Annotated in this window: 18 protein-coding genes; 5 read left to right on the top strand and 13 right to left on the bottom strand. The window is 65.4% G+C overall.

What is annotated here, in order from left to right:
* Positions 1–18: 18 nt before the first annotated feature.
* The 9 genes from trpE to FA85_RS13155 form a co-directional block, all read right to left on the bottom strand.
* Positions 19–1,494 carry an anthranilate synthase component I gene (gene trpE / locus FA85_RS13195; protein WP_036116106.1) on the bottom strand — a complete coding sequence of 492 codons (1,476 nt, stop codon included), beginning with the start codon at positions 1,492–1,494 and terminating at the stop codon, positions 19–21.
* Between the two features lie 191 nt (positions 1,495–1,685).
* On the bottom strand, positions 1,686–2,123 hold the full coding sequence (locus FA85_RS20970) for a lysozyme inhibitor LprI family protein (protein WP_051944010.1): 438 nt from the start codon (positions 2,121–2,123) through the stop codon (positions 1,686–1,688).
* A gap of 118 nt (positions 2,124–2,241) precedes the next feature.
* Entirely contained in the window at positions 2,242–4,239 is a 1,998-nt protein-coding gene (locus FA85_RS13185) for an ATP-binding protein (protein WP_036116107.1), read from the bottom strand.
* A complete protein-coding gene (gene pdsR / locus FA85_RS13180) occupies positions 4,236–4,925 on the bottom strand; it encodes a proteobacterial dedicated sortase system response regulator (RefSeq protein ID WP_036116108.1) in 690 nt (229 codons plus the stop codon). The genes FA85_RS13185 and pdsR overlap by 4 nt, the downstream gene beginning before the upstream one ends.
* A 430-nt stretch (positions 4,926–5,355) precedes the next feature.
* Positions 5,356–6,135 (bottom strand): SEL1-like repeat protein, encoded by a 780-nt coding sequence (locus tag FA85_RS20965; RefSeq protein WP_143025898.1) that lies wholly within the window; start codon positions 6,133–6,135, stop codon positions 5,356–5,358.
* A gap of 80 nt (positions 6,136–6,215) precedes the next feature.
* Positions 6,216–6,950 (bottom strand): hypothetical protein, encoded by a 735-nt coding sequence (locus tag FA85_RS20960; RefSeq protein WP_051944014.1) that lies wholly within the window; start codon positions 6,948–6,950, stop codon positions 6,216–6,218.
* Positions 6,951–7,033: 83 nt separating this feature from the next.
* The gene (gene rpe, locus FA85_RS13165) at positions 7,034–7,705 is read right to left on the bottom strand and encodes a ribulose-phosphate 3-epimerase (protein WP_036116110.1); all 672 of its coding nucleotides are present in this window, start codon (positions 7,703–7,705) and stop codon (positions 7,034–7,036) included.
* Positions 7,706–7,803: 98 nt separating this feature from the next.
* Positions 7,804–8,613 carry a co-chaperone DjlA gene (gene djlA / locus FA85_RS13160; protein WP_036116111.1) on the bottom strand — a complete coding sequence of 270 codons (810 nt, stop codon included), beginning with the start codon at positions 8,611–8,613 and terminating at the stop codon, positions 7,804–7,806.
* A complete protein-coding gene (locus FA85_RS13155) occupies positions 8,610–8,921 on the bottom strand; it encodes a c-type cytochrome (RefSeq protein WP_036116112.1) in 312 nt (103 codons plus the stop codon). Before FA85_RS13155 ends, djlA begins: the two co-directional genes overlap by 4 nt.
* Positions 8,922–9,084: 163 nt before the next feature.
* On the opposite strand from FA85_RS13155, the gene FA85_RS13150 reads away from it, so the two are divergent.
* The 4 genes from FA85_RS13150 to FA85_RS13135 all read left to right on the top strand — a co-directional run bounded on the left by FA85_RS13150 (position 9,085) and on the right by FA85_RS13135 (position 11,399).
* A complete protein-coding gene (locus FA85_RS13150) occupies positions 9,085–9,981 on the top strand; it encodes a phosphoribosylaminoimidazolesuccinocarboxamide synthase (protein WP_036116113.1) in 897 nt (298 codons plus the stop codon).
* Between the two features lie 251 nt (positions 9,982–10,232).
* Positions 10,233–10,700 carry an Mpo1 family 2-hydroxy fatty acid dioxygenase gene (locus tag FA85_RS13145; RefSeq protein ID WP_036116115.1) on the top strand — a complete coding sequence of 156 codons (468 nt, stop codon included), beginning with the start codon at positions 10,233–10,235 and terminating at the stop codon, positions 10,698–10,700.
* A 13-nt stretch (positions 10,701–10,713) separates the two neighbouring features.
* Positions 10,714–11,127, top strand: coding sequence for a hypothetical protein (locus FA85_RS13140; RefSeq protein WP_036116117.1), 414 nt, complete (start codon positions 10,714–10,716; stop codon positions 11,125–11,127).
* Between the two features lie 89 nt (positions 11,128–11,216).
* Positions 11,217–11,399, top strand: a complete 183-nt coding sequence (locus FA85_RS13135) for a DUF2061 domain-containing protein (RefSeq protein ID WP_036116119.1) — start codon at positions 11,217–11,219, stop codon at positions 11,397–11,399.
* On the opposite strand, the gene FA85_RS13130 is transcribed toward FA85_RS13135, so the two are convergent.
* Positions 11,382–13,523, bottom strand: a complete 2,142-nt coding sequence (locus FA85_RS13130; RefSeq protein ID WP_051944016.1) for a hypothetical protein — start codon at positions 13,521–13,523, stop codon at positions 11,382–11,384. The genes FA85_RS13135 and FA85_RS13130 overlap by 18 nt on opposite strands.
* Positions 13,524–13,558: 35 nt before the next feature.
* A complete protein-coding gene (locus FA85_RS13125) occupies positions 13,559–14,887 on the bottom strand; it encodes an APC family permease (RefSeq protein ID WP_036116120.1) in 1,329 nt (442 codons plus the stop codon).
* Between the two features lie 182 nt (positions 14,888–15,069).
* Here FA85_RS13125 and FA85_RS13120 point away from each other — a divergent pair, with 182 nt between their 5' ends.
* Complete coding sequence (locus tag FA85_RS13120; RefSeq protein WP_036116121.1) at positions 15,070–15,534, top strand: REP-associated tyrosine transposase; 465 nt, start codon at positions 15,070–15,072, stop codon at positions 15,532–15,534.
* An 81-nt stretch (positions 15,535–15,615) separates the two neighbouring features.
* Here the strand turns inward: FA85_RS13120 and lpdA are convergent, their stop codons facing one another.
* On the bottom strand, positions 15,616–17,448 hold the full coding sequence (lpdA, locus tag FA85_RS13115) for a dihydrolipoyl dehydrogenase (RefSeq protein WP_036116122.1): 1,833 nt from the start codon (positions 17,446–17,448) through the stop codon (positions 15,616–15,618).
* Between the two features lie 15 nt (positions 17,449–17,463).
* Positions 17,464–19,203, bottom strand: a complete 1,740-nt coding sequence (aceF, locus tag FA85_RS13110; protein ID WP_036116123.1) for a dihydrolipoyllysine-residue acetyltransferase — start codon at positions 19,201–19,203, stop codon at positions 17,464–17,466.
* Between the last annotated feature and the right edge of the window lie 65 nt (positions 19,204–19,268).

Genomic DNA, 19,268 nt, shown 5'->3' with positions numbered 1-19,268 from the left:
GCAACGGCCCCGCAAAAATTAGAGGCCCTTGGCTGCCTGCGCCACCGCGCGGAACAACGCGCGGCCCTTGTTCATCGTCTCTTCCCACTCGGCGGCCGGATCGGAGTCATAGACCACACCGCCGCCCGCCTGCACGTGCAGGCGGCCATCCTGGATCACGGCGGTGCGGATGGCGATCGCCGTGTCGGCGTCGCCCCACCAGCCGAGCCAGCCGATGGCGCCAGCGTAGATGTTGCGCTTGAACGGTTCCAGCTCCTGGATGATCTCCAGGGCACGGACCTTTGGTGCCCCGCTGACGGTACCGGCCGGGAAGGTCGCCTTGATGACATCCATGTAGGAAAGATCGCCACGGATGTCGCCTTCTACCTGGGAGACGATGTGCATCACGTGCGAGTAGCGCTCGACCACGAAGGACTCGGCCAGCTCCACCGTACCCGTCTGACTGACGCGGCCGACATCGTTGCGGCCGAGGTCGATCAGCATGAGGTGCTCGGCGCGCTCCTTCGGATCGGCCAGCAGCTCGGTCTCGAGGGCGATGTCCTCCGCCTCGTCCTTGCCGCGACGGCGCGTGCCGGCGATGGGACGCAACACCACGCGGCCGTTCTTCAGGCGGACGAGAATTTCCGGCGACGAGCCGACGATCTGCGTCGGACCGATGTCGATAAAGAACATGTACGGCGACGGATTGGTCGCGCGCAATGCGCGGTAGACGTCCACCGGACGCGCGTTGAAACCGACGCTCATGCGCTGCGAAGGCACGACCTGGAAGATATCGCCGGCAAGGATGTATTCCTGTGCCTTGCGCACCATCGCCTCGTATTCTTCGCGGGTGAAGCTCGACTTGAAATCCGACTCATCCAGCGCGGCGGGCTGCAGCAGCTGCGGGTACGAAACGCCACCCTGACGCAGGCGGAAGGCCAGCTGATCCAGGCGGCGCGAGGCTTCCGCGTAGGCTTGTGGACGCGAGGGGTCGGCATGCACGATGAGGTACAGACGACCCTTGAGGTTGTCGAATACCGCGATTTCGTCCGCGAGCATCAGCAGGACGTCGGGCGTACCGAGCTCGTCCTTCTTGTCCCACTGGGCGAGGCGCTCTTCGATGTAGCCGATCGTCTCGAAACCAAAGTACCCGACCAGCCCACCGGTGAAATCGGGCAGACCCGGCAGCTGCGGCACCTCGTATTGCTTGCGCAGCAGCTCGATCTCACCCAGCGGATCCTCGAGGTGGCGGCGCTCGATAACCTCGCCACTCTCTTCGACTTCCAGCTCATGGCCGCGCAGGCGGTACACCCGCCGCGCCGGCAAGCCGATCATCGAGTGGCGTCCCCAGGTCGCCCCACCCTCGACCGACTCGAAGAGGAAGGTGTACGGGCCATCTGCCAGCTTGAGATACACCGACAGCGGCGTGTCGAGGTCGGAAAAGACCTCGCGTACCAGCGGAATGCGGGTGTAGCCCTGCGCGGCGTAGGCGTCGAATTGTTCGCGGGAGATCATGGGTCTCGGGGGTGACCTTGGAGTGACCCCCGATTGTAGGCCCAGGCCCTGGGATTGGGACAGGCGGTTCCACGCGGAAGCCGCCCTTTTTGCTACTCGGACCCGAACTTCGTCCAAAAGCCAGGCTCTGGAGTGCGCCACGAGTGCCTGGCGTATGTCGCTGAGTACGCCGCATGTGACGCAGCATCCATTCAATCACCCACAACGGAAAGCAGACCCTCGAGCGTATTGGCTCGCTCCGCGTATCGATAAATTTCGTTGATCGACGCGTCGATGTTTGCCGTCTTCTCGCTGCTCCGCACATCCAATTCCGTGTCGACGGACCTGGCGTTGAATTCGATCCAGGCCCGCTCGGCGGCGCGCAGATGATCCTTGCCCTGGCTATCGAGCTTGCTCATCAGAGCCGAATAGGCCTTGTTGAGGCGCGCGTCCTGGACCTTCTTTTCGGCGGTTGAACAGTTGCCCAGCCCAACGATGTCGCCGCCAGCCCGGTCTGTGCAGGCGAAGAAGCTCTCGGAGACACCTTTCGGAGTTCCCCGTCTCACCCCCTGGTCCGCGTCCCCGGCCAGTGCGCCGACGGACTGCGTCAACCACGCCATACCGATGACAACCGCACAGATCGACTTCATCCTTTTCCTCCTTTCTTCCAAACGATCGACGCTGGCCGATGGCTCTGGAGGACTCACCTTCCGGGGGCCCGTAGCTCCGGCCGAAGTCCGTCAAGGCCGGGCCCGCCGGACTGTCGAATCAGCCCAATCGCTGCCTGGGCAACCCCTTCAAATGCAGTGTAAACGCCACCCCGCCCTCGAGGTTCCGCGCACTGGCACTCCCCTGATGGCGCTCGGCTACCAGCCGCACGACGTACAGGCCGAGGCCGAGATGTGGCGCGTCGCCGGGCGTCGCCTTGTCGCGCAGACTGACCAGCGAATCGAACAGACGCCCCTGCATCGCTGCGGGCAGCGGCGGCCCTTCGTTGGACAGCTCGATGTCCGCGCCGTCGACGGTCGGCGTCAGGGCGATGCGCAACCATCCGCCGGGTGGCGTGAACGACAACGCGTTGTCGAACAGCTTGTCCAGCGCCTGCGCGATCAGCTCGGGCGAGCAATGCATCGGGACCGGCGTGGGAGGCAGTTCGGCTTCGAGGCGGCGATCGCCTGCCAGTGCGCGGTAGCCCTCGGCGCAGCCGCGCACGATGTCGGCGAGGTCGACGTCCTCGGCTTCCGCCGATGCGATGGCGCGCTCCATGCGGCTTGCTTCGCTCATCGCTCGCACCAGCTGGCCGAGACGTGCCACGCCGTCACGCGCACGGGCCAGATAAGGCGCGGCTTCCGGCGGCAGTCCTGCGTGATCGAGATTATCCAGCGACGATTTGACGATGGCCAGCGGGGTGTTGAGTTCGTGCGAGAGCTTGGATGCCAGCGTCCGCAGGTAATCGGTGTAGCCGCCCACCACTTCGAAGAGCCGCTCGAAGCTGCGCGCGAGGTCACCGAGTTCGTCGGTGGCATCGGTCAGAGGGAATGGGCCATCCAGACGACCATCGTTGGCCTGCGCACGCTCGGCGGCGTTGCGCAGACGACGCAGGCGAATGGTCAGTCGCGTCGCGAACAACAGCAGCACGCCGCCAGCGACCAGCAGCACGGCGAAGCTCGTCAGCAGCAGACCGAACAGCGCGCGGTTCGCCAGCAGCGGCACCGCGCGACTGGGTTGTTCGAGCAGCACCACGCCGTGGGACTTGCCTTGCATCTGGATCGGCATGGCGGCGGCGAGTACGACACTCCCACGCGCCTCACCCGCGCGCCACGCGGTGGCGGTTTTGCCTTGCATGGCTTCGCGCACTTCCGGCAGGTCGATACGTGGAGCGTCTTCGGCCCACGCGCTGTCACTATCCAGACGGGTCGCCAGCAGCGAGCGATAGACCAGCGAAGCGAACCAACCCGGACGATCGCCCGCGGGCAGGTCCGGCAGCGCGAGCTTGCCGCTCTGTGCGACAAGCCACGCGTCGGGCGAGAGAATACGTACGCGAACACCGTCCGGCGCCAGACGCGCCACTTCCTGCGACAGCGGCGCGGAGAAATCGATCAGCGGCCGGTTGTCGGCGGTCAGTGGATCGGGATCACCGTCCGCGGCCACATGAACGCCGAGACCGAAGCGATCGAGGCGCAGGCCGCGAGGCAGCCGGAACTCCGCGCGGAAACCGCTGCCGTCTTCCTGCCACTGCGCATTGATGCGATCGGGCAACACGCCCGCATCGGCATCCAGTGCGATGGCCGTCGTCGCGCCGGGCGCGGCGCTGGCCATCAGGTAGCGCTGGCTATCGTCGCCGCTTGCGATGGAGACGATGAGGTGATCGGCGTTGAGCGCGAGGCGGTCGGCCGCATCGGCGCGACGGCGATGTGTCGCGCGCACATCGATGTAGAAATAGACCCAGTGGTCGTCCTCGGCCAGCATCACCCGGGAGTTTTTGCCGAAAGGCTGCGCCCAGGGGCTGAGCGAGGCCCAGTCGTCGGCATAACCGTCGATGGTGATCGGCACGTTGGCGCGCTGGAGGAACCAGGCCGGCCCCGCCGGCGGCAACGGTGCATCGACCACGACGAGACTGCGGGCCATGGCTCGCGCGCTGGCCACCAGTGCCTGGGCCTGGCCTTCGCGGAGCAGTGTCTCCATCTGACGCACGTAGAGCCACCCGGCGACCGGAAGGGCCAGGGTGCAGAGGGCGACGAGGAGGAGTTTCTGGCGGAGGCTCACGGCGTCCAGCGATATCCGACCCCGTGCACCGTTTCGATCGCATCGAACTCGGGCGCCAGCGCGATGAACTTCTTGCGGATGCGCTTGATGTGCGAGGTGATCGTCGCATCGTCCACGACGAGCTCCGCTTCACGCATGAGCTGATCGCGATTCTTCACGTGACCCGGGAACCGCACCAGCGTATGCACCATCCAGAACTCGGTCACCGTGAGCGGAATCTCGATGCCGTTCCACAGGACGCGCATGCGCTCGGACTCGAGCTTCAGCGGACCGTGTTCGATCACGGTTTCGCTCGCGGCGGGGGCCTTGAGCGATTCGATGCGGCGGAACAACGCCGCGATGCGGGCGGCCAGCTGGTGCAGGCTCGTGTCTTTGGAGAGATAGTCGTCGGCGCCCAGACGCAGGCCGGAGATGACGTCGAAGTCGGAGTCACGTGCGGTCAGGAAGATAATCGGCAGCGTGGCCGATTTGGCGCGGAGCTCGCGGCAAAGATCGAAACCGCCTTCCGGCTCGTCGCCCAGGCCGATGTCGATGATGACCAGTTCCGGCAGACGCATGGCGAAGGCCGTCGACGCATCGCGGCGTGAGCCGTAGCCGCGGGCCTCGTAACCGAAGCGGTTGAGGGCTTCGACGTAGTTGGCGCGGATGAGGGGTTCGTCTTCGACGATGGCGATGCTGCGGGCCATGGGCATTCCGTGTGGAGGATCGGCGTGCGCAGGGTGCTATGGGGGACCGGCGGGCGCAAGGCCTAGGCCGCGATTGCCCGCGTTTCGCCCTATACATCGCCGCGAACCGCCGTGCACGAAGTCTTTGCCTTCGCTTTGCCATAAACCATCCGCGGATTGCCCCTTATGGGACGCCTCGCCCGCCGCGTGCGGCATTCAACTAGGCATGACGGCGCGCCGACCGGCGCCGAGGAGAACCGACGATGACCAAACCCGACGCTGACAACACCGAACTCGAACGCGACTTCGAGCCCCTGCGCGTCACCCTGGCGCTGGGCGCTCTGCTGCTCGGCGTCTTGTTCGGCCTGCACTGACCCTTTCCCCCGACGCTCCTGCCGGAGCTTCCTTCACTCCCCCATCCGGCACCGGACGGGGGAGCTTTTTCATGGCCTCAGTCAGCCTTCGGCGACGCCTTCGTCACGACGTTGCCCAGCGGCACCATTTCGGCATCGCCGACAGTGACCGTCCCGTTGAGGCCCCGGAAGAAGTCATCGCCTGATTTTCCGATCAGACGTTGAATTGTGAAACCCGTGGATCCGCTACCCACGCTGGAAGCGCGCGCGCCACCCGGACCATTGAACGAACCTACCGAATCGCCATTCGGAGGGGCAATGCCATCGATGAAGACGGAACCGCCGAACATCAAGGCGGCTTGCAGATTACGCATCTCGGCCAGATAGATCCGGTGCGCGCGCGTCCCCGCGGTCCTGTCACCGTACTTTTCGCGCATGTCGACCCAGTAGGCGTCCGCCTGGGCTTTTTCCGCAGGCGACAGCTGCAGGTAGGCTTTGGCGAACGCCGGCTCGAAGCGTGGATCGTGGCGTTCCGATGCGAGTGCCAGCCAGGCCACACCCAACGGACGATTGATCGGGCCATCGTCGCCATTGAAGTACATCAGCCCGAGCACGTACTGCGCCGGCTTGCTCGCCCAGTAAGCGGCATCGCGAAGACGCTCGCGGGCCCGGGCATCGTGGTTCTTACCGAAGTCGCGAGCGGCGGCGCAGAAGTAGTACTCGCCGGGCAGGATGCGCTCGATGCCGCCAGGGCAGTACGCGTTGACCTTGCGCAACAGGGCCCGGGGATCCGCAGGCTGAGCGGTATTCGCCATCGCCGAAGCACCGACCGATGCGGTCGCCATGAGAACGAAAGAAAGAGTCCGAAAGATTTTCATGCACCTGCCTCCCCGGCAGCTATGAAAGTTAGTCCGTTAAACGCACCTTGACCCGTGACGTGCACGGGTGTCCCCAAGCGTCAGTCGTCCTTGCGAGACGCGACCTGACTGATCGGCACCAGCTCGGCGTCACCCACGAAGACGTGGCTATCGTAACCGTAGAAGTACATGGCCTTCTGCGATTGCAGCATGCGGCCCAGCGTAAACCCACTCTGCAACGGCAGGTCGTTCGCCATCGCGTCGTTATAGGGAACCGTCACACCGTCGACAAAAATGCTTCCGCCGAAGTTGACGGCCCACGCGATCTGGGCGTATTCGCGGTCGAAGCGTTTTTCGGCACGCGGGGCGGCCACCGGATCGCCGTAAGTCTTCTTCAGGTCCTGCCAATAGGCGTTGGCCTGCGCAAGCTCTTCCGGCGACACCTCTTTGTAAGCCGAGATGAAGGCCGGTTCGTAGGCGGGATCGTGCCGCTCGGCGGCGAGCGCCAGCCAGGCAAGACCCAGCGGACGATTCTTTTCCGCCCGGTCGCCATTGAAATACATGATGCCGAGCGCGTATTGAGCCGGCTTGCTTGCCCACTGTGCCGCGTTTTTCAGGCTTTCGCGTGCGAGGCCGGGATGGCCGGACCAGTAATTGCGGGCGGCGGAACAGAAATAGTAATCGCCGGGAAGAAAGCGCTCGAGACCGCCGGGGCACGGCAGCAGCGACTTGGCGACGATGTCTTTCTGATCGGGGAGCGGCTGGGGTCGCTCGGCGCCAAAAGCGGCGGGAGCGACGAGCATCGCGGTGAGGGCTAATACGGACAACGACTTCATGTGCGCATCCTCCAGTAGGCTCTCACCCCGAGAACTGGAGATTACAATACTACGCAGTTCGCTATTGTCTCGTGAAAACTTGTTTAGCCGCCGATCGCCGCATGCATCCGACGGATCACATCGGCGTAATCCGGCGCATTGAAGATCGCCGAGCCGGCGACGAACGTGTCGGCACCCGCCGCCGCGATCTGGCCGATGTTGTCGGCATTGACGCCGCCATCCACTTCCAGACGGATGTTGCGGCCGCTGGCGTCGATGCGCTCACGCACATGACGGATCTTGTCCAGGGCGCCAGGGATAAATTTCTGACCGCCGAAGCCGGGATTCACCGACATGATCAGGATCATGTCGATCTTGTCGATCACGTAGTCGAGCCAGTTCAGCGGTGTGGCCGGATTGAACACGAGGCCGGCCTCACAGCCCTCGCCCTGGATCAGCTGGATGGTGCGATCCACATGCTCGCTGGCCTCCGGATGGAAGCTGATGCTGCGTGCGCCGGCCTTGGCGAAGTCCGGGACGATGCGATCCACCGGCTTGACCATCAGGTGCACGTCGATGTGCTCGGTGATGCCGTAATCGCGCAGCGCCTTCAACACCATCGGCCCGATCGTGAGGTTGGGCACATAGTGGTTGTCCATCACGTCGAAGTGCACCCATTGCGCGCCGGCATCGAGCACCTTGCGGGTGTCCTCACCCAGGCGGGCGAAGTCGGCCGAGAGGATGGAGGGGGCGATGACGGGTGATTGCCTGGACATGATGGGTACCGTTAGCCGTTCGGGGATGACGCGTTTTGTCGCGGTATTACGGAAGGTCGCGCGCGGGGCGCGCTCCTACATGATGGCGCTTCGCGTCATCATTTAAACCCCTTCTCCGCCTTGATCCGCTCGTAGGCCGCATTGATCTCGCTGGCCCGCGCTTCCGCCCGGCGACGCATGTCGTCCGGCAGGTCGCCCAGGCGATCCGGGTGATGCTCGGAAATCAGCTTGCGATAGGCCCGCTTGATCGCGCGATCGTCGGCGCCGCGCTGGATGCCGAGGACCGCGTAGGGGTCCGGACCGGCGGTATTCCGCTGCGGCGGTACGTAACCACCGCCACCCTGCCCGCCACCGTACGAGCGGCCGCCGCCGGTGGCGTTCCACGCATAGCCCTTCATCGCCATCAGCGCCATGAGCTCCATGTCGCTTACCCGCAGCGCGAAAGCCAGCTGGCGCAGGATGCCCATCTTTTCGGTCGACGGATTGCCACCCTCGGCGAGCACCGTCTCGATGACCACGTCGATCACGGGGAACGCGTGGTCGCGACGATGACCGACCCACTGGCGCAGCTCGTCGATGACTTCGGTCGCGTTGAACTCGGGCTGCTTGCCCTCGTTGAACGCGTCGATGGCCTGGCGACGCTGCTCCTGATCGAGGTTCATGCGCACCATCAGCCGTTCGGCGATGGCGATTTCCGCTTCGGAAATCCGTCCGTCGGCCTTGGCCACCGCGCCGATCAGCGCGAACAGCGGTGCGATGTAGCCACCCTGTGCGGGCGTACGGCGACGTTGCTGCTGGCGACTGGCATCGAACATGAAGCCGAGCGCGCCGCCGATGAGGGCGCCGAGCAGGTTGTGGGTCGCCCACATGCCAAGGACTGCGCCGATAAGAGTGCCGGTGAAATTCATGGAGCGGCCCTGGTGGGGGTCTGTGCGGCGAACCACTGGGCCAGATGGTCGACTTCCGCGTCGGTGAGAGGGCCCGTCGCGGCGCGCATCACGGGGATGTCGCGGCGACCGTCACGGTACTGGCGCAAGGCTTCGCGCAGGTAGTCGAGCTTCTGCCCGGCCAGATTGGGCGCGCCGGGGATCCGCGCCATGCCGTCTTCCCCGTGGCACGCCGCACACAGGCCCAGGCGCGCCGGCTTCACAGGCGGTGCGGCGAGGACGGGGGCGGAGAGGGCCAGGGCAAGCGCCGCGGTCAATAGAAATCGCATGGCAGGGCAATGGGGGCAGTAACCCCGAATTCTAGCAGGCGGACCGCGTCCGCCTGCGCGCAGGCGCGCGCACCGCGCGCGAAATCCCTCACCCCCGGTGGGAGCCACACCCTACCCCCGGTACAATGACCGACTTCGAACCGCCCCTCATCGGAGTCACCCCGTGCCGACCACCCTCTCGCAATCCGACCTGCCGGGCCTGGAGCTCATCCATCGCGGCAAGGTGCGTGACGTCTACGCCCTGCCCGGCAACCGCCTGCTGATGGTGGCGACCGATCGGCTGTCGGCCTTCGACGTGGTGCTCCCCGATCCGATTCCGGGCAAGGGCGAAATGCTGACCCAGATCTCCAACTTCTGGTTCGAGAAGACGAAACATCTCATGCCGAACCACCTCACCGGTGAGGACGTGGCCTCGGTGCTGCCGGCCGGCGTGGATCCCGCGCTCTATGCGAAACGCGCGGTGATCACCAAGCGGCTGAAGCCGGTGCCGGTCGAGGCCATCGCCCGTGGTTACATTATCGGCTCCGGCTGGAAGTCGTATCAGCAGACCGGCGACATCTGCGGGATCAGGCTGCCGGAAGGCCTTGAGCAGGCGCAGAAGCTGCCCGAGCCGATCTTCACCCCGTCGACCAAGGCGGCGGTAGGCGATCACGACGAGAACGTCAGCTTCGACGTGGTCGTCGACGCGGTCGGCGAGGATCTGGCCAACGCCGTACGCAAGGCCACCCTGGAGATCTATACCTTCGCCGCGGCCTACGCCGCCGAGCGTGGCGTGATCATCGCCGACACCAAACTGGAATTCGGCACGGACGAGCACGGCGTGCTGCACGTGATGGACGAGATGCTGACCCCGGACTCCTCCCGTTTCTGGCCGGCTGACGAGTATCAGGTCGGCATCAGCCCGCCGAGCTACGACAAGCAGTTCGTCCGCGATTATCTGGAAGAGCTGGGCTGGAACAAGTCGCCGCCGGCGCCGAAAGTGCCCGCCGACGTGATCGAGCGGACGGCGTCGAAATATGCCGAGGCGCTGGATAAGCTGGCTGGGATTCGGTTGGACTGAGGCGGGTGGGGGTCGCCAGCAAGGCTGGCTCCTACATGTCCACGGTGTCGTACAGGCCACGGCAGATCTTGGGGGGGGCTTCCAGGCCACGGCAGACGTATAGGAGCCGGCCCTGCCGGCGATCGCTCTCGCCGCAACGTACGATCGCTCTCGCCGCAACGCACGATCACTCTTGCCGCAACGCACGATTGACGCGCGTTGCCCAACGGTCAACTCTCGCGCTTGACGCTTAACGCTTCACAGGGCCACTCATGCGCGATGCAGCCACCTGGTTCGGCAACTACAGCCGGGACCACCAGAACGAGACCAACCAGCTGATCCACTGGATCTGCGTGCCGGCGATCACCTGGACGGTGGTCGCGCTGTTCTGGCTCATTCCCGTCCCCGGGTGGCTCGGTCGCCCGGGCCTCTGGGCGGTGCTGGCGATGTTCCTGGCCTTCTGCTTCTACTTCTATCGCCTCTCGCGAAAGATCGGCATCGCCATGGCGGGTGCTTTCATCATCCTCGCCCTGGTCACCGACTCGCTCTACCGGAACATCGGCACGAGCGGCCTGCTCTGGTCGGCCATCACCGTCTTCGTCGTTGCCTGGATCGGCCAGTTCATCGGGCACCGGATCGAAGGGCGACGTCCCTCCTTCCTCACCGACCTGCAGTACCTCCTGATCGGCCCGGCGTGGCTGATGAGCAAGGCGCTCAGTCGCTTCGGCGCTCCCTACTGATGCGGGCTGTCCGGTGACCCAGACGATCCTGACCCTGCTTTCCGCCGCGATCTGGCTGGTGTTGTATGCCAGCGTGGGCGCGGTGGTCCCCGCCGTGATCGGCTGGTCCGTCCTGCGCTGGCTGGAGCGCACCCCCGTGGTGTTCAACCGCACGTATCTGGCCATGCTGATCTGGCTGCTGGTGGCGCTGGGCCTGGGCGGCACGGTACTGCTGATCACCCGGCACGGGCAGCCGATCGATGCCTCGCTGCTGGAACTGGCCTGGGTTCGCGGCTGGCTGGTGCTGGACATGCTGCTGGGCGCGTTTCTCATCTGGCGGCTGGTGCCCCGGGTCGATGCCCGACGGGTCAAACCGACCAGCGCCTGCATGACGGTCGCGATCCTGATGGTGGTGACGATCGTCGTGGCGATGGCGATTCATCGATAGGGAAAACCTATTGGAATCATCTTAACGATCACTTGGACTTGTGTTCCGCGATCCCCATAATGAGATTCATTCCCATTGAGGACGTGGCCATGGCCCGCACCATCAAATATGCAGCGACGCATTTCAGCATCGCGTTTTCCATGAGTTACGCGGTCAACCAGAACGTCGCACTGAGCACGCTGGTCGGTATCGCCGAGCCGATCGCGTTCGCCCTCGGCCGCGACGTGACCCGCGGGTCGCGCCGCGGCCCACCCCTAGCGCACGCCGCCTGATCCACCGCCTGCGCGCGCATTGGCGACGGTGACGGCATGCGTGAAGCCGTCGAACGGGATGTCGGTGATGCCGACCAGCCCGATATGCGAGTTTTCGCCATCGAGAATGCGACCGGTCACGGGCTGGTCGACGTACTGGAACCAGTGGGTGCCGACCACGACGCCTGACGCGACCGCCGCGTCGACGAAACGCGCGTAAGCCTTGCCGCGCTCCTCCTCGCTGCCGACGGCGGCGACTCCGTTCCCGAACGGCCCCCGGTCGGCCGATCCGAAGTGGAACTCCGTGATCATCACCGGCTTGTCCATCTTGCGGAAGGCGGCGACGTCGAAGCCGTGCTCGGGCACGTCGGTGTACGTATTGATGCTGGTGACGTCCGCATAGGCCGCACTGGCCTGCTCGGTCTCAGGCGTCCGGACGGCCAGACGTCCGCCGAGGAAAAGGTGATGCGGATCGGCTTTCTTCAACGTCTGCGCCACCGTGCGGAAGTACTGGTCGGCATACAGCTTCAGGAAAGCGGTGTAATCGGCGGCGACCGCAGGATGCGCTTCGCTGGGATCCGGTGCCTTGAAGCCCCTGGCCGCCACCTGGTCCCACGAATGCACGTCCACGCCCCAGGCCTTCGCGAACGTCGCGGCGTCGCCGTGCGTCTTTTTCAGGTAGGCGAGAAACGCCTGTTTGGCCGGGCTCTCCGGCCCCTGCACGAGTGAGCCCACAGCCAGCGCCCAGCGACCCTGCGGGCCCTGCCCCGCCCAGGCGAGTTCGTTATCCGCGAAGTAGCCGAGCAACCATGGGTCGTCTTTGACACCCTTGCTCGCATTGGCGACCGCCGTCGTTGCCGCCGCGGCAAAGCGCGGATCGAACGGATCGGGCATGCGACCCCAGTAGTCGTAACCGGTGCTCACCGTGTTGAAGTCGCCCTTGATGATCACTGGCACCGTATAAGCGATGCGGTGATCGTGAGCGAACGCCGGATCGCTCCAGTTGCCCAGCGTGTTGAAGCGCCAGCTCTTCAGCCGGTCGACGCTGCGCTTACGCCACGCCGCCGCGAAATCGTCACCGAGCGTCCGCGACACGTTCTGCGAATAGATGTCCCACCAACGCCCGTGATTCATGCCGTTGTCGCGCTGCGAGCCCTGATCGCTGCGACTGTCCGATACGCCACCGAACCTGCCGCTCGCCCCAGACGTGTCGGCAAACATGAACTCGCGTTCCTGCACATAGGTACGCGCATCGGTGAGATTCACCGCGTTCACGCCCAGCGAGAAAAACGCATGTCCCTCCGGCGTCACCAGCCACCAGCGCTCGCCCTGCTTCTGCGCATGGAAGAACCCGGTTGCCTGTAACGCCGGCAGATCCGTCCGTCCACCAAACTGGTCCAGACCCGGTGCCGCAGCTTTGCCACCTGCCGCCACCGGTGGGAGCCAGCTCTGTCGGCGATTGGCGGCGTTCTTCAGGCCCTCGTCGCTATCGATCTTCTCTGGCCACGTCCCCCGCGTGTACTGCCCATACCGATCCACCACCCCGGTATACGCCGCACGCAGATCGCCCTCGCCTGCCACGGTATCCAGCTTTCCGAACAACACGGTCTGCGCCGCGCCCGGCTGAGGCATCGACAACGTCACCGACGTCACCGCATTAGCATCGACGGCACCATCCACCGCCGTCGCGACGAGACGCTTCTCCTTACCGTCATCAAACGGCATCGGCGGCCCGACCTGCATCCCGAACGCTCGCGGGGACGTCGCCTTCAGCGACACCGACAGCGTCTGCGGCGGACCGGGAGGGACGCCGACCACCGTCTTCAGGTGCTTGTCGCCGGAAGCCACATCGACGATCAACGTCACCGGCCAGGGCATGCCGTTCTGCACACGCAGGCGCATCGTGCCATCCGGCTGCCAGGCCCATGTGCCCTGCTTCGGCGCGAGGATCAGCGCCGGCGACGCGGAGGGTCTGAAGGTGACCGCGACGAGTTCACCGCCGTCGGCGGCCTTGCGCACGGTGGGGTCGAGCGTGGCGTCACGCGTCGTGACGCGCGCGGCGTCGGCCGGATGGACGAGATCGACGGTCGCCGCGTGGGCGGAGACGCTGAGAGAGAGTAGTGCGAGGGGGAGGTAGGTACGCATGCCCGGAATCTGCCACGCCGGGCATGAACGGGGACTCACCCCACCTTGCCCAGCCGCTTCCGCCACAGATAATAAACCGGCACGCCGATGGCGATGATCACCAGACTCATGCCCGCATCGCCCGGCTCCGTGATCGCCGTCGCGGCAATCACGCACAGCACCGTGACGGTGAACACCAGCGGCAATACCGGATACCCCGGCACCAGGTACGGCGATGGCTCGTCGCGCAGCTTCTTGCGATACCAGAAGATGGTCGCGATACCGAACGCATGCGACAACCATTCGCCCACGGTCGTGTAGTTCAGCAGTGCCTTGAAGCTGCCCGAGAGAATCAGCACGATCGCCCAGCCACCCAGTGCCACGAGCGCGAACTGCGGCGCGCCGGTCTTCGCGTCGATACGCGCGATCGGCTTGAAGAACATGCCGTCGGCGCTCATCACCTGCAGCACGCGCGCACCACCGGCGATCGCGATGCTGCAGTAGCCGAACGTCGAACAGGCGATACCGACGGCGATGATCGTCGCGCCGGATTCGCCGAACACGCGACGCATGAGATCCGCCGCCGGCGCCGTGCTTGCGGCGAGGCCGGCGTGACCAAGACCCGCCATATAGGCGATGTTGACCAGCACGTAGCAGACCACGACGGCGAGCATGCCGAGACCCAGCGCGCGCGGAAGCGTGCGCTGCGGTTCGCGTACTTCACCGGCGAGGTCGTTCAGGTAATGGAAGCCGCCGTACGCGAACAGCGCCGGAAGAATCGCGCCGATCACCGTGCTCGCCGGCACGTCGTGTGTCGGATCGGTAGCGAACGCCGCGCCGAGATGGCCCTGCGCGAGGAAGATACCGACGACGATCAGCAACGACACCGCGCCGAGCTTCAGCACGGTGAAGATGTTCTGCACCCATGCGCCGGCGCGGATACCGAACAGATTCACCGCGACGATGAAGCTGATGGCGCCGACGGCGAGCGGCTTGACCCACTCGTGCGGCAGGCCGGTGGCGCGGCACGCGTAGTCGGCGAACGTCGTCGCCACGGCGGCCACGCTGCCCGGGTAATTGATCAGTGCCATCGTCCAGCCGAACAGGAAGGCTGGCAGCTGGCCGAAGGCTTCGCGCAGATAGACGTAGGTACCGCCCGCTTGCGGACGACGCGCGCCGAGCTCGGCGTAACAGAGGACACCTGCAAGGGTAAGCAGGCCGCCCAGCGTCCAGAGGAGAATCACCTCCGTGCCCGAGCTGGTCAGCTGCGCGACGGTGGCCGGCGTGCGGAAGATACCCGCCCCGATGACACCGCCGATAACGATCATCGCGGCATCCCAGATACCGAGACGGCGGAGATAGTGAGCTGGCTGAGGTGCTGGCATCGGGTGACGATGCCATAACCGGCACACCGAGACCACTGTAGGAGCGCGCCCTGCGCGCGACCTGGGTTCGGCGGATGCCATGGCGGGACGGCGAACGGGTGTCGCGCGCGGGGCGCGCTCCTACAAGGTGACGAGGGTCGAGTGGATACCGGAGTCGCCGCGCGGTGAACCAGGATTAACGGATGACGATTTCTTCCGGACACTCCGCTCTTCGCATCGGTCGTTTTTCAGAAGCCGGCCGGATCTATCTGGTTACAACGGTGGTGTGGAATCGCGCACCGCTGTTCCGCGATCACGTTACGGCTCGTGTGGCAGCCCGCGCCATCCATTCCCCGACGACCTGGTTAAATGCGGAATGCCTCGCATGGGTCCTGATGCCGGACCACTGGCACGGAATCATCCAGCTCGGGGAGGACGCCGATCTGTCGAAAACGATAGGGAAGATGAAGTCGCGGGTCACCAGAGCGCTTCGAAAGACAGGCCGGGAGTCGCCCGTCTGGCAGCGGGCATTTCATGATCGTGCGCTTCGCAAGGAAGACGATCTGAAAGCCATGGCGCGGTATGTCGTGGCCAATCCGATTCGCGCGGGGCTGGTGCGGCGCGTTGGGGACTATCCGTACTGGGATGCGATCTGGGTGGGGAGTTGAGGCGGGGTCGCGCGCGAAGCGTGCTCTTACATGTCGCGCGCGGGGCGCGCTCCTACATCAGGAACGCGCCTTTTGCGGGGCTTATTTCTTCTTCGGGATATACAGGTCGGTGATCGTGCCCTCGTACACCTCGGCCGCCATGCCGACGGACTCGCCGAGCGTGGGGTGCGGGTGAACGGTGCGGCCGATGTCACCGGCTTCGGCACCCATCTCGATCGCCAGGGCGAGTTCGGAGATGAGGTCGCCCGCGTGCGGGCCGACGATGCCGGCACCGACGATGCGATGCGTCTCTTCGTCGAAGATCAGCTTGGTGAAACCCTCGGTGCGGTCGATACCGATGGCACGGCCCGAAGCCGCCCACGGGAACTTGCCCACGCCGACCTTGAGGCCCTTTTCCTTCGCTTCGCGCTCGGTCACGCCGACCCACGCGATTTCCGGATCGGTGTAGGCCACCGACGGGATCACCCGCGCGTCGAAGAAGCTCTTCTGACCGGCGGCGGCTTCCGCCGCCACCTTGGCTTCGTGCGTGGCCTTGTGCGCCAGCATAGGCTGGCCGACGAGGTCGCCGATGGCGAAGATGTGCTTCACGTTGGTGCGCATCTGGCGGTCGACGGGGATGAAGCCGCGATCGCTGACTTCCACACCGGCCTTGTCCGCGCCGATCTTGTTGCCATTGGGCGAGCGTCCCACCGAGACGAGCACGCGGTCGTACACGGTGGTCTCGGGGATGCTGTCACCCTCGAAGGTGATCTCGATACCCTGCTTCGTAGCCTTGGCCGCGACGACCTTGGTCTTGAGATGGATGCCCTTGTAGCGCTTGGCGATACGGCCTTGCAGCGGCTTGACCAGGTCGAGATCGGCGCCCGGCATCAGCTGGTCGGCGAGCTCGACGACGGTGACTTCCGAGCCGAGACCCGCGTACACCGTGGCCATTTCCAGGCCGATGATGCCACCGCCGACGACCAGCATCTTCTTCGGCACGTCGCGCAGTTCGAGCGCACCGGTCGAGTCGATGACGCGCTCGTCGTCCCACGGGAACGAAGGCAGTTTCACCGACTGCGAGCCCGCGGCGATGATGGCGTTCTCGAAGCGGATCAGCTTCGTGCCTTCCGCCGTGACGACTTCCATCTCGTTGGGCGAGATGAACGTGCCGACGCCGGTGACGGTACGCACCTTGCGCGCCTTGGCCATCTGAGCGAGACCGCCGGTGAGCTTGCCGACGACCTTCTCCTTGAACGAGCGCAGCTTGTCCAGGTCGATGGTCGGCTTGCCGAAGGCGATACCGTGCGCTTCGATGGCGGCGGCTTCGTCGATGACGGCGGCCGCGTGCAGCAGCGCCTTCGACGGGATGCAGCCGACGTTGAGGCAGACGCCACCGAGCGACTCGTAACGCTCGACCAGCACCACGTCGAGGCCGACGTCGGCACCGCGGAACGCGGCCGTATAGCCGCCCGGACCGGAGCCGAGGACGACCAGCTGGCATTCGATGTCAGCCTTGCGACCGGAGTCGGCCGCGGCCTTGACGGACGAAGCGGACGACGACGCGGCGGCGGGCGCGGCGACCGGTGTGGCCGGCTTCGGCGGTGCCGGCGCGGGCGACGGGGTGGGAGCGGCGGGCGCGTCCTTCACCGTCGACTGGCCGACGGCCTTCTCCGCGACCGGCGCATCGGCGCCTTCCGCTTCGATGAGGGCGATCACGCTGCCGTCGTTGAGTTCGTCACCGATCTTGACCTTGATCTCGACGATCTTGCCCGCCTGAGAGGCGGGCACGTCCATCGTGGCCTTATCGGATTCGAGCGTAACCAGGCTCTGGTCCTTGGCGACCGTGTCGCCGACCTTCACCAGGATCTCGATCACCGGCACATCGTGCGAGCCGCCGAGATCGGGGACTTTCAGTTCGATCGTGTTAGCCATGCGTGTCGTCTCCGGTCAGAGCAACAGGCGACGGATGTCGCCGAGCTGCTGGGCGAGATACACGGCGAAGCGTGCGGCCAGGGCGCCGTCGATGACGCGGTGGTCGTACGACAGAGACAGCGGCAGGATCAGGCGCGGCGCGAATTCCTTGCCGTTCCACACCGGCTTCATCGCCGCCTTGGAAACGCCCAGAATTGCCACTTCCGGCGCGTTGACGATCGGCGTGAACGCCGTACCGCCGATGCCGCCGAGCGAGGAAATCGAGAAGCAGCCGCCCGACATGTCGGCGGCGGTAAGCTTCTTGTCGCGTGCCTTCTTCGAGATCTCACCCAGTTCCGCGGCGAGCTCGAGCAGACCCTTCTTGTCGGCGTCGCGGATGACCGGGACGACGAGGCCGTCCGGCGTGTCCACGGCGATACCGACGTTGTAGTACTTCTTGAGCGTCAGCACTTCACCGGCCGCATCGAGCGACGCGTTGAACGTGGGGAATTTCTTCAGCGCCGCGACCACCGCCTTGATCTGGAAGACCAGCGGGGTGACCTTGAGGTCCTTGTTCTCTTCGCCGAGCTTCTTGCGGAAGGCTTCGAGCTCCGTGATGTCCGCATCTTCGAACTGCGTGACGTGCGGAATCATCGCCCAGTTGCGGGCGAGGTTCGCGGCGGAGATCTTCGGAATGCGGCCGAGCGGCTTTTCTTCGATGTCGCCGAACTTCGAGAAGTCGACCTTCGGCCACGGCAGCAGGCTGAGGCCATTGCCACCGGCGACCGCGCCGCCCTTCGACGGGGACGCACCCGAGGCCATCACCTGCTTCACGTAGCCGGAGATGTCTTCGCGCTGGATGCGGCCACCGCGACCGCTGCCCTTGACCTGGGCGACGTCGACACCGAGCTCGCGTGCGAATGCGCGCACGGCGGGGCTGGCGTAGGGGGCATTGCCCGGCATGATCACGCTGGCGTCGAACGACACCGGCGGCGTACGCGGCGTGCCACCGGCGGGTTCGGACTTCGAGGCTTCCGAGGTCGAGGCGTCGGAGGCGACGGCACGCTTCGGTGCTTCGGCCGGGGCTTCCGAGATACCGGGCTTGTCGGTCGAAGCGGCGGGCTGTGCGTCGGCCGAGGCGGCTTCAGCGGACTCGCCGCCGGCGCCTTCGAGCACGGCGATCAGGTCGCCGTCGTTCACTTCGTCGCCCACCTTGACCTTCAGTTCCCTGATGACGCCCGCGGCCGGGGCCGGGATGTCCATCGTGGCCTTGTCGGACTCGAGCGTCATCAGGCTCTGATCTTTCTCGACGGTATCGCCGACCTTGACCATGAGCTCGATGATCGGCACCGGCTTGCCGCCGATGTCGGGGACGGTGACGTTGACCGGGCCCGACGACTTCGAGGCGGCCGGTGCCTTGGCGGCGGCCGGTGCCGGAGCCGGCGCGGCGGCCTTGGCCTCGTCGGCCTTCGGAGCGGCAGCCTTCGGTGCATCGGCCTTGGGAGCGTCAGCCCTGGGCGCTTCGGCCGGGGCATCGCCCTCGGCTTCGACCAGGGCGATCACGTGACCTTCGTCGACTTCGTCGCCGACCTTGACCTTCAGTTCCTTGATGACGCCAGCGAACGGCGCCGGCACTTCCATCGTGGCCTTGTCGGATTCGAGCGTCACGAGGCTCTGGTCCTTTTCGACGCGATCGCCGACCTTGACCATGATTTCGATGACGGGGACCGCGCTACCACCAATATCGGGGACGCGGGCTTCTTTGACGTCGGCCATGGAACCTCCTAGAAAACAGGCGTCGGAGGGCGGCGAACCCACCGGCGGGGGAAGACAGGCGCCTA

The organism is Luteibacter mycovicinus (assembly GCF_000745235.1).
In the GTDB taxonomy this organism is placed as follows: domain Bacteria; phylum Pseudomonadota; class Gammaproteobacteria; order Xanthomonadales; family Rhodanobacteraceae; genus Luteibacter; species Luteibacter mycovicinus.
The sequence above is the reverse complement of the archived record's forward strand: the minus strand, read 5'-3'. Positions and strand labels throughout refer to the sequence as shown.

Coding starts and splice junctions, on each gene's coding strand:
- lpdA (WP_036116122.1), bottom strand. CDS start 17,448: ATGGCTAACACGATCGAACTGAAAGTCCCCGATCTCGGCGGCTCGCAC.
- pdsR (WP_036116108.1), bottom strand. CDS start 4,925: ATGGCCCGCAGCATCGCCATCGTCGAAGACGAACCCCTCATCCGCGCC.
- FA85_RS13145 (WP_036116115.1), top strand. CDS start 10,233: ATGCGCGATGCAGCCACCTGGTTCGGCAACTACAGCCGGGACCACCAG.
- FA85_RS13155 (WP_036116112.1), bottom strand. CDS start 8,921: ATGCGATTTCTATTGACCGCGGCGCTTGCCCTGGCCCTCTCCGCCCCC.
- FA85_RS13125 (WP_036116120.1), bottom strand. CDS start 14,887: ATGCCAGCACCTCAGCCAGCTCACTATCTCCGCCGTCTCGGTATCTGG.
- aceF (WP_036116123.1), bottom strand. CDS start 19,203: ATGGCCGACGTCAAAGAAGCCCGCGTCCCCGATATTGGTGGTAGCGCG.
- FA85_RS13130 (WP_051944016.1), bottom strand. CDS start 13,523: ATGCGTACCTACCTCCCCCTCGCACTACTCTCTCTCAGCGTCTCCGCC.
- FA85_RS20970 (WP_051944010.1), bottom strand. CDS start 2,123: ATGAAGTCGATCTGTGCGGTTGTCATCGGTATGGCGTGGTTGACGCAG.
- FA85_RS13120 (WP_036116121.1), top strand. CDS start 15,070: ATGACGATTTCTTCCGGACACTCCGCTCTTCGCATCGGTCGTTTTTCA.
- FA85_RS13135 (WP_036116119.1), top strand. CDS start 11,217: ATGGCCCGCACCATCAAATATGCAGCGACGCATTTCAGCATCGCGTTT.
- FA85_RS20965 (WP_143025898.1), bottom strand. CDS start 6,135: ATGAAAATCTTTCGGACTCTTTCTTTCGTTCTCATGGCGACCGCATCG.
- rpe (WP_036116110.1), bottom strand. CDS start 7,705: ATGTCCAGGCAATCACCCGTCATCGCCCCCTCCATCCTCTCGGCCGAC.
- FA85_RS20960 (WP_051944014.1), bottom strand. CDS start 6,950: ATGAAGTCGTTGTCCGTATTAGCCCTCACCGCGATGCTCGTCGCTCCC.
- djlA (WP_036116111.1), bottom strand. CDS start 8,613: ATGAATTTCACCGGCACTCTTATCGGCGCAGTCCTTGGCATGTGGGCG.
- trpE (WP_036116106.1), bottom strand. CDS start 1,494: ATGATCTCCCGCGAACAATTCGACGCCTACGCCGCGCAGGGCTACACC.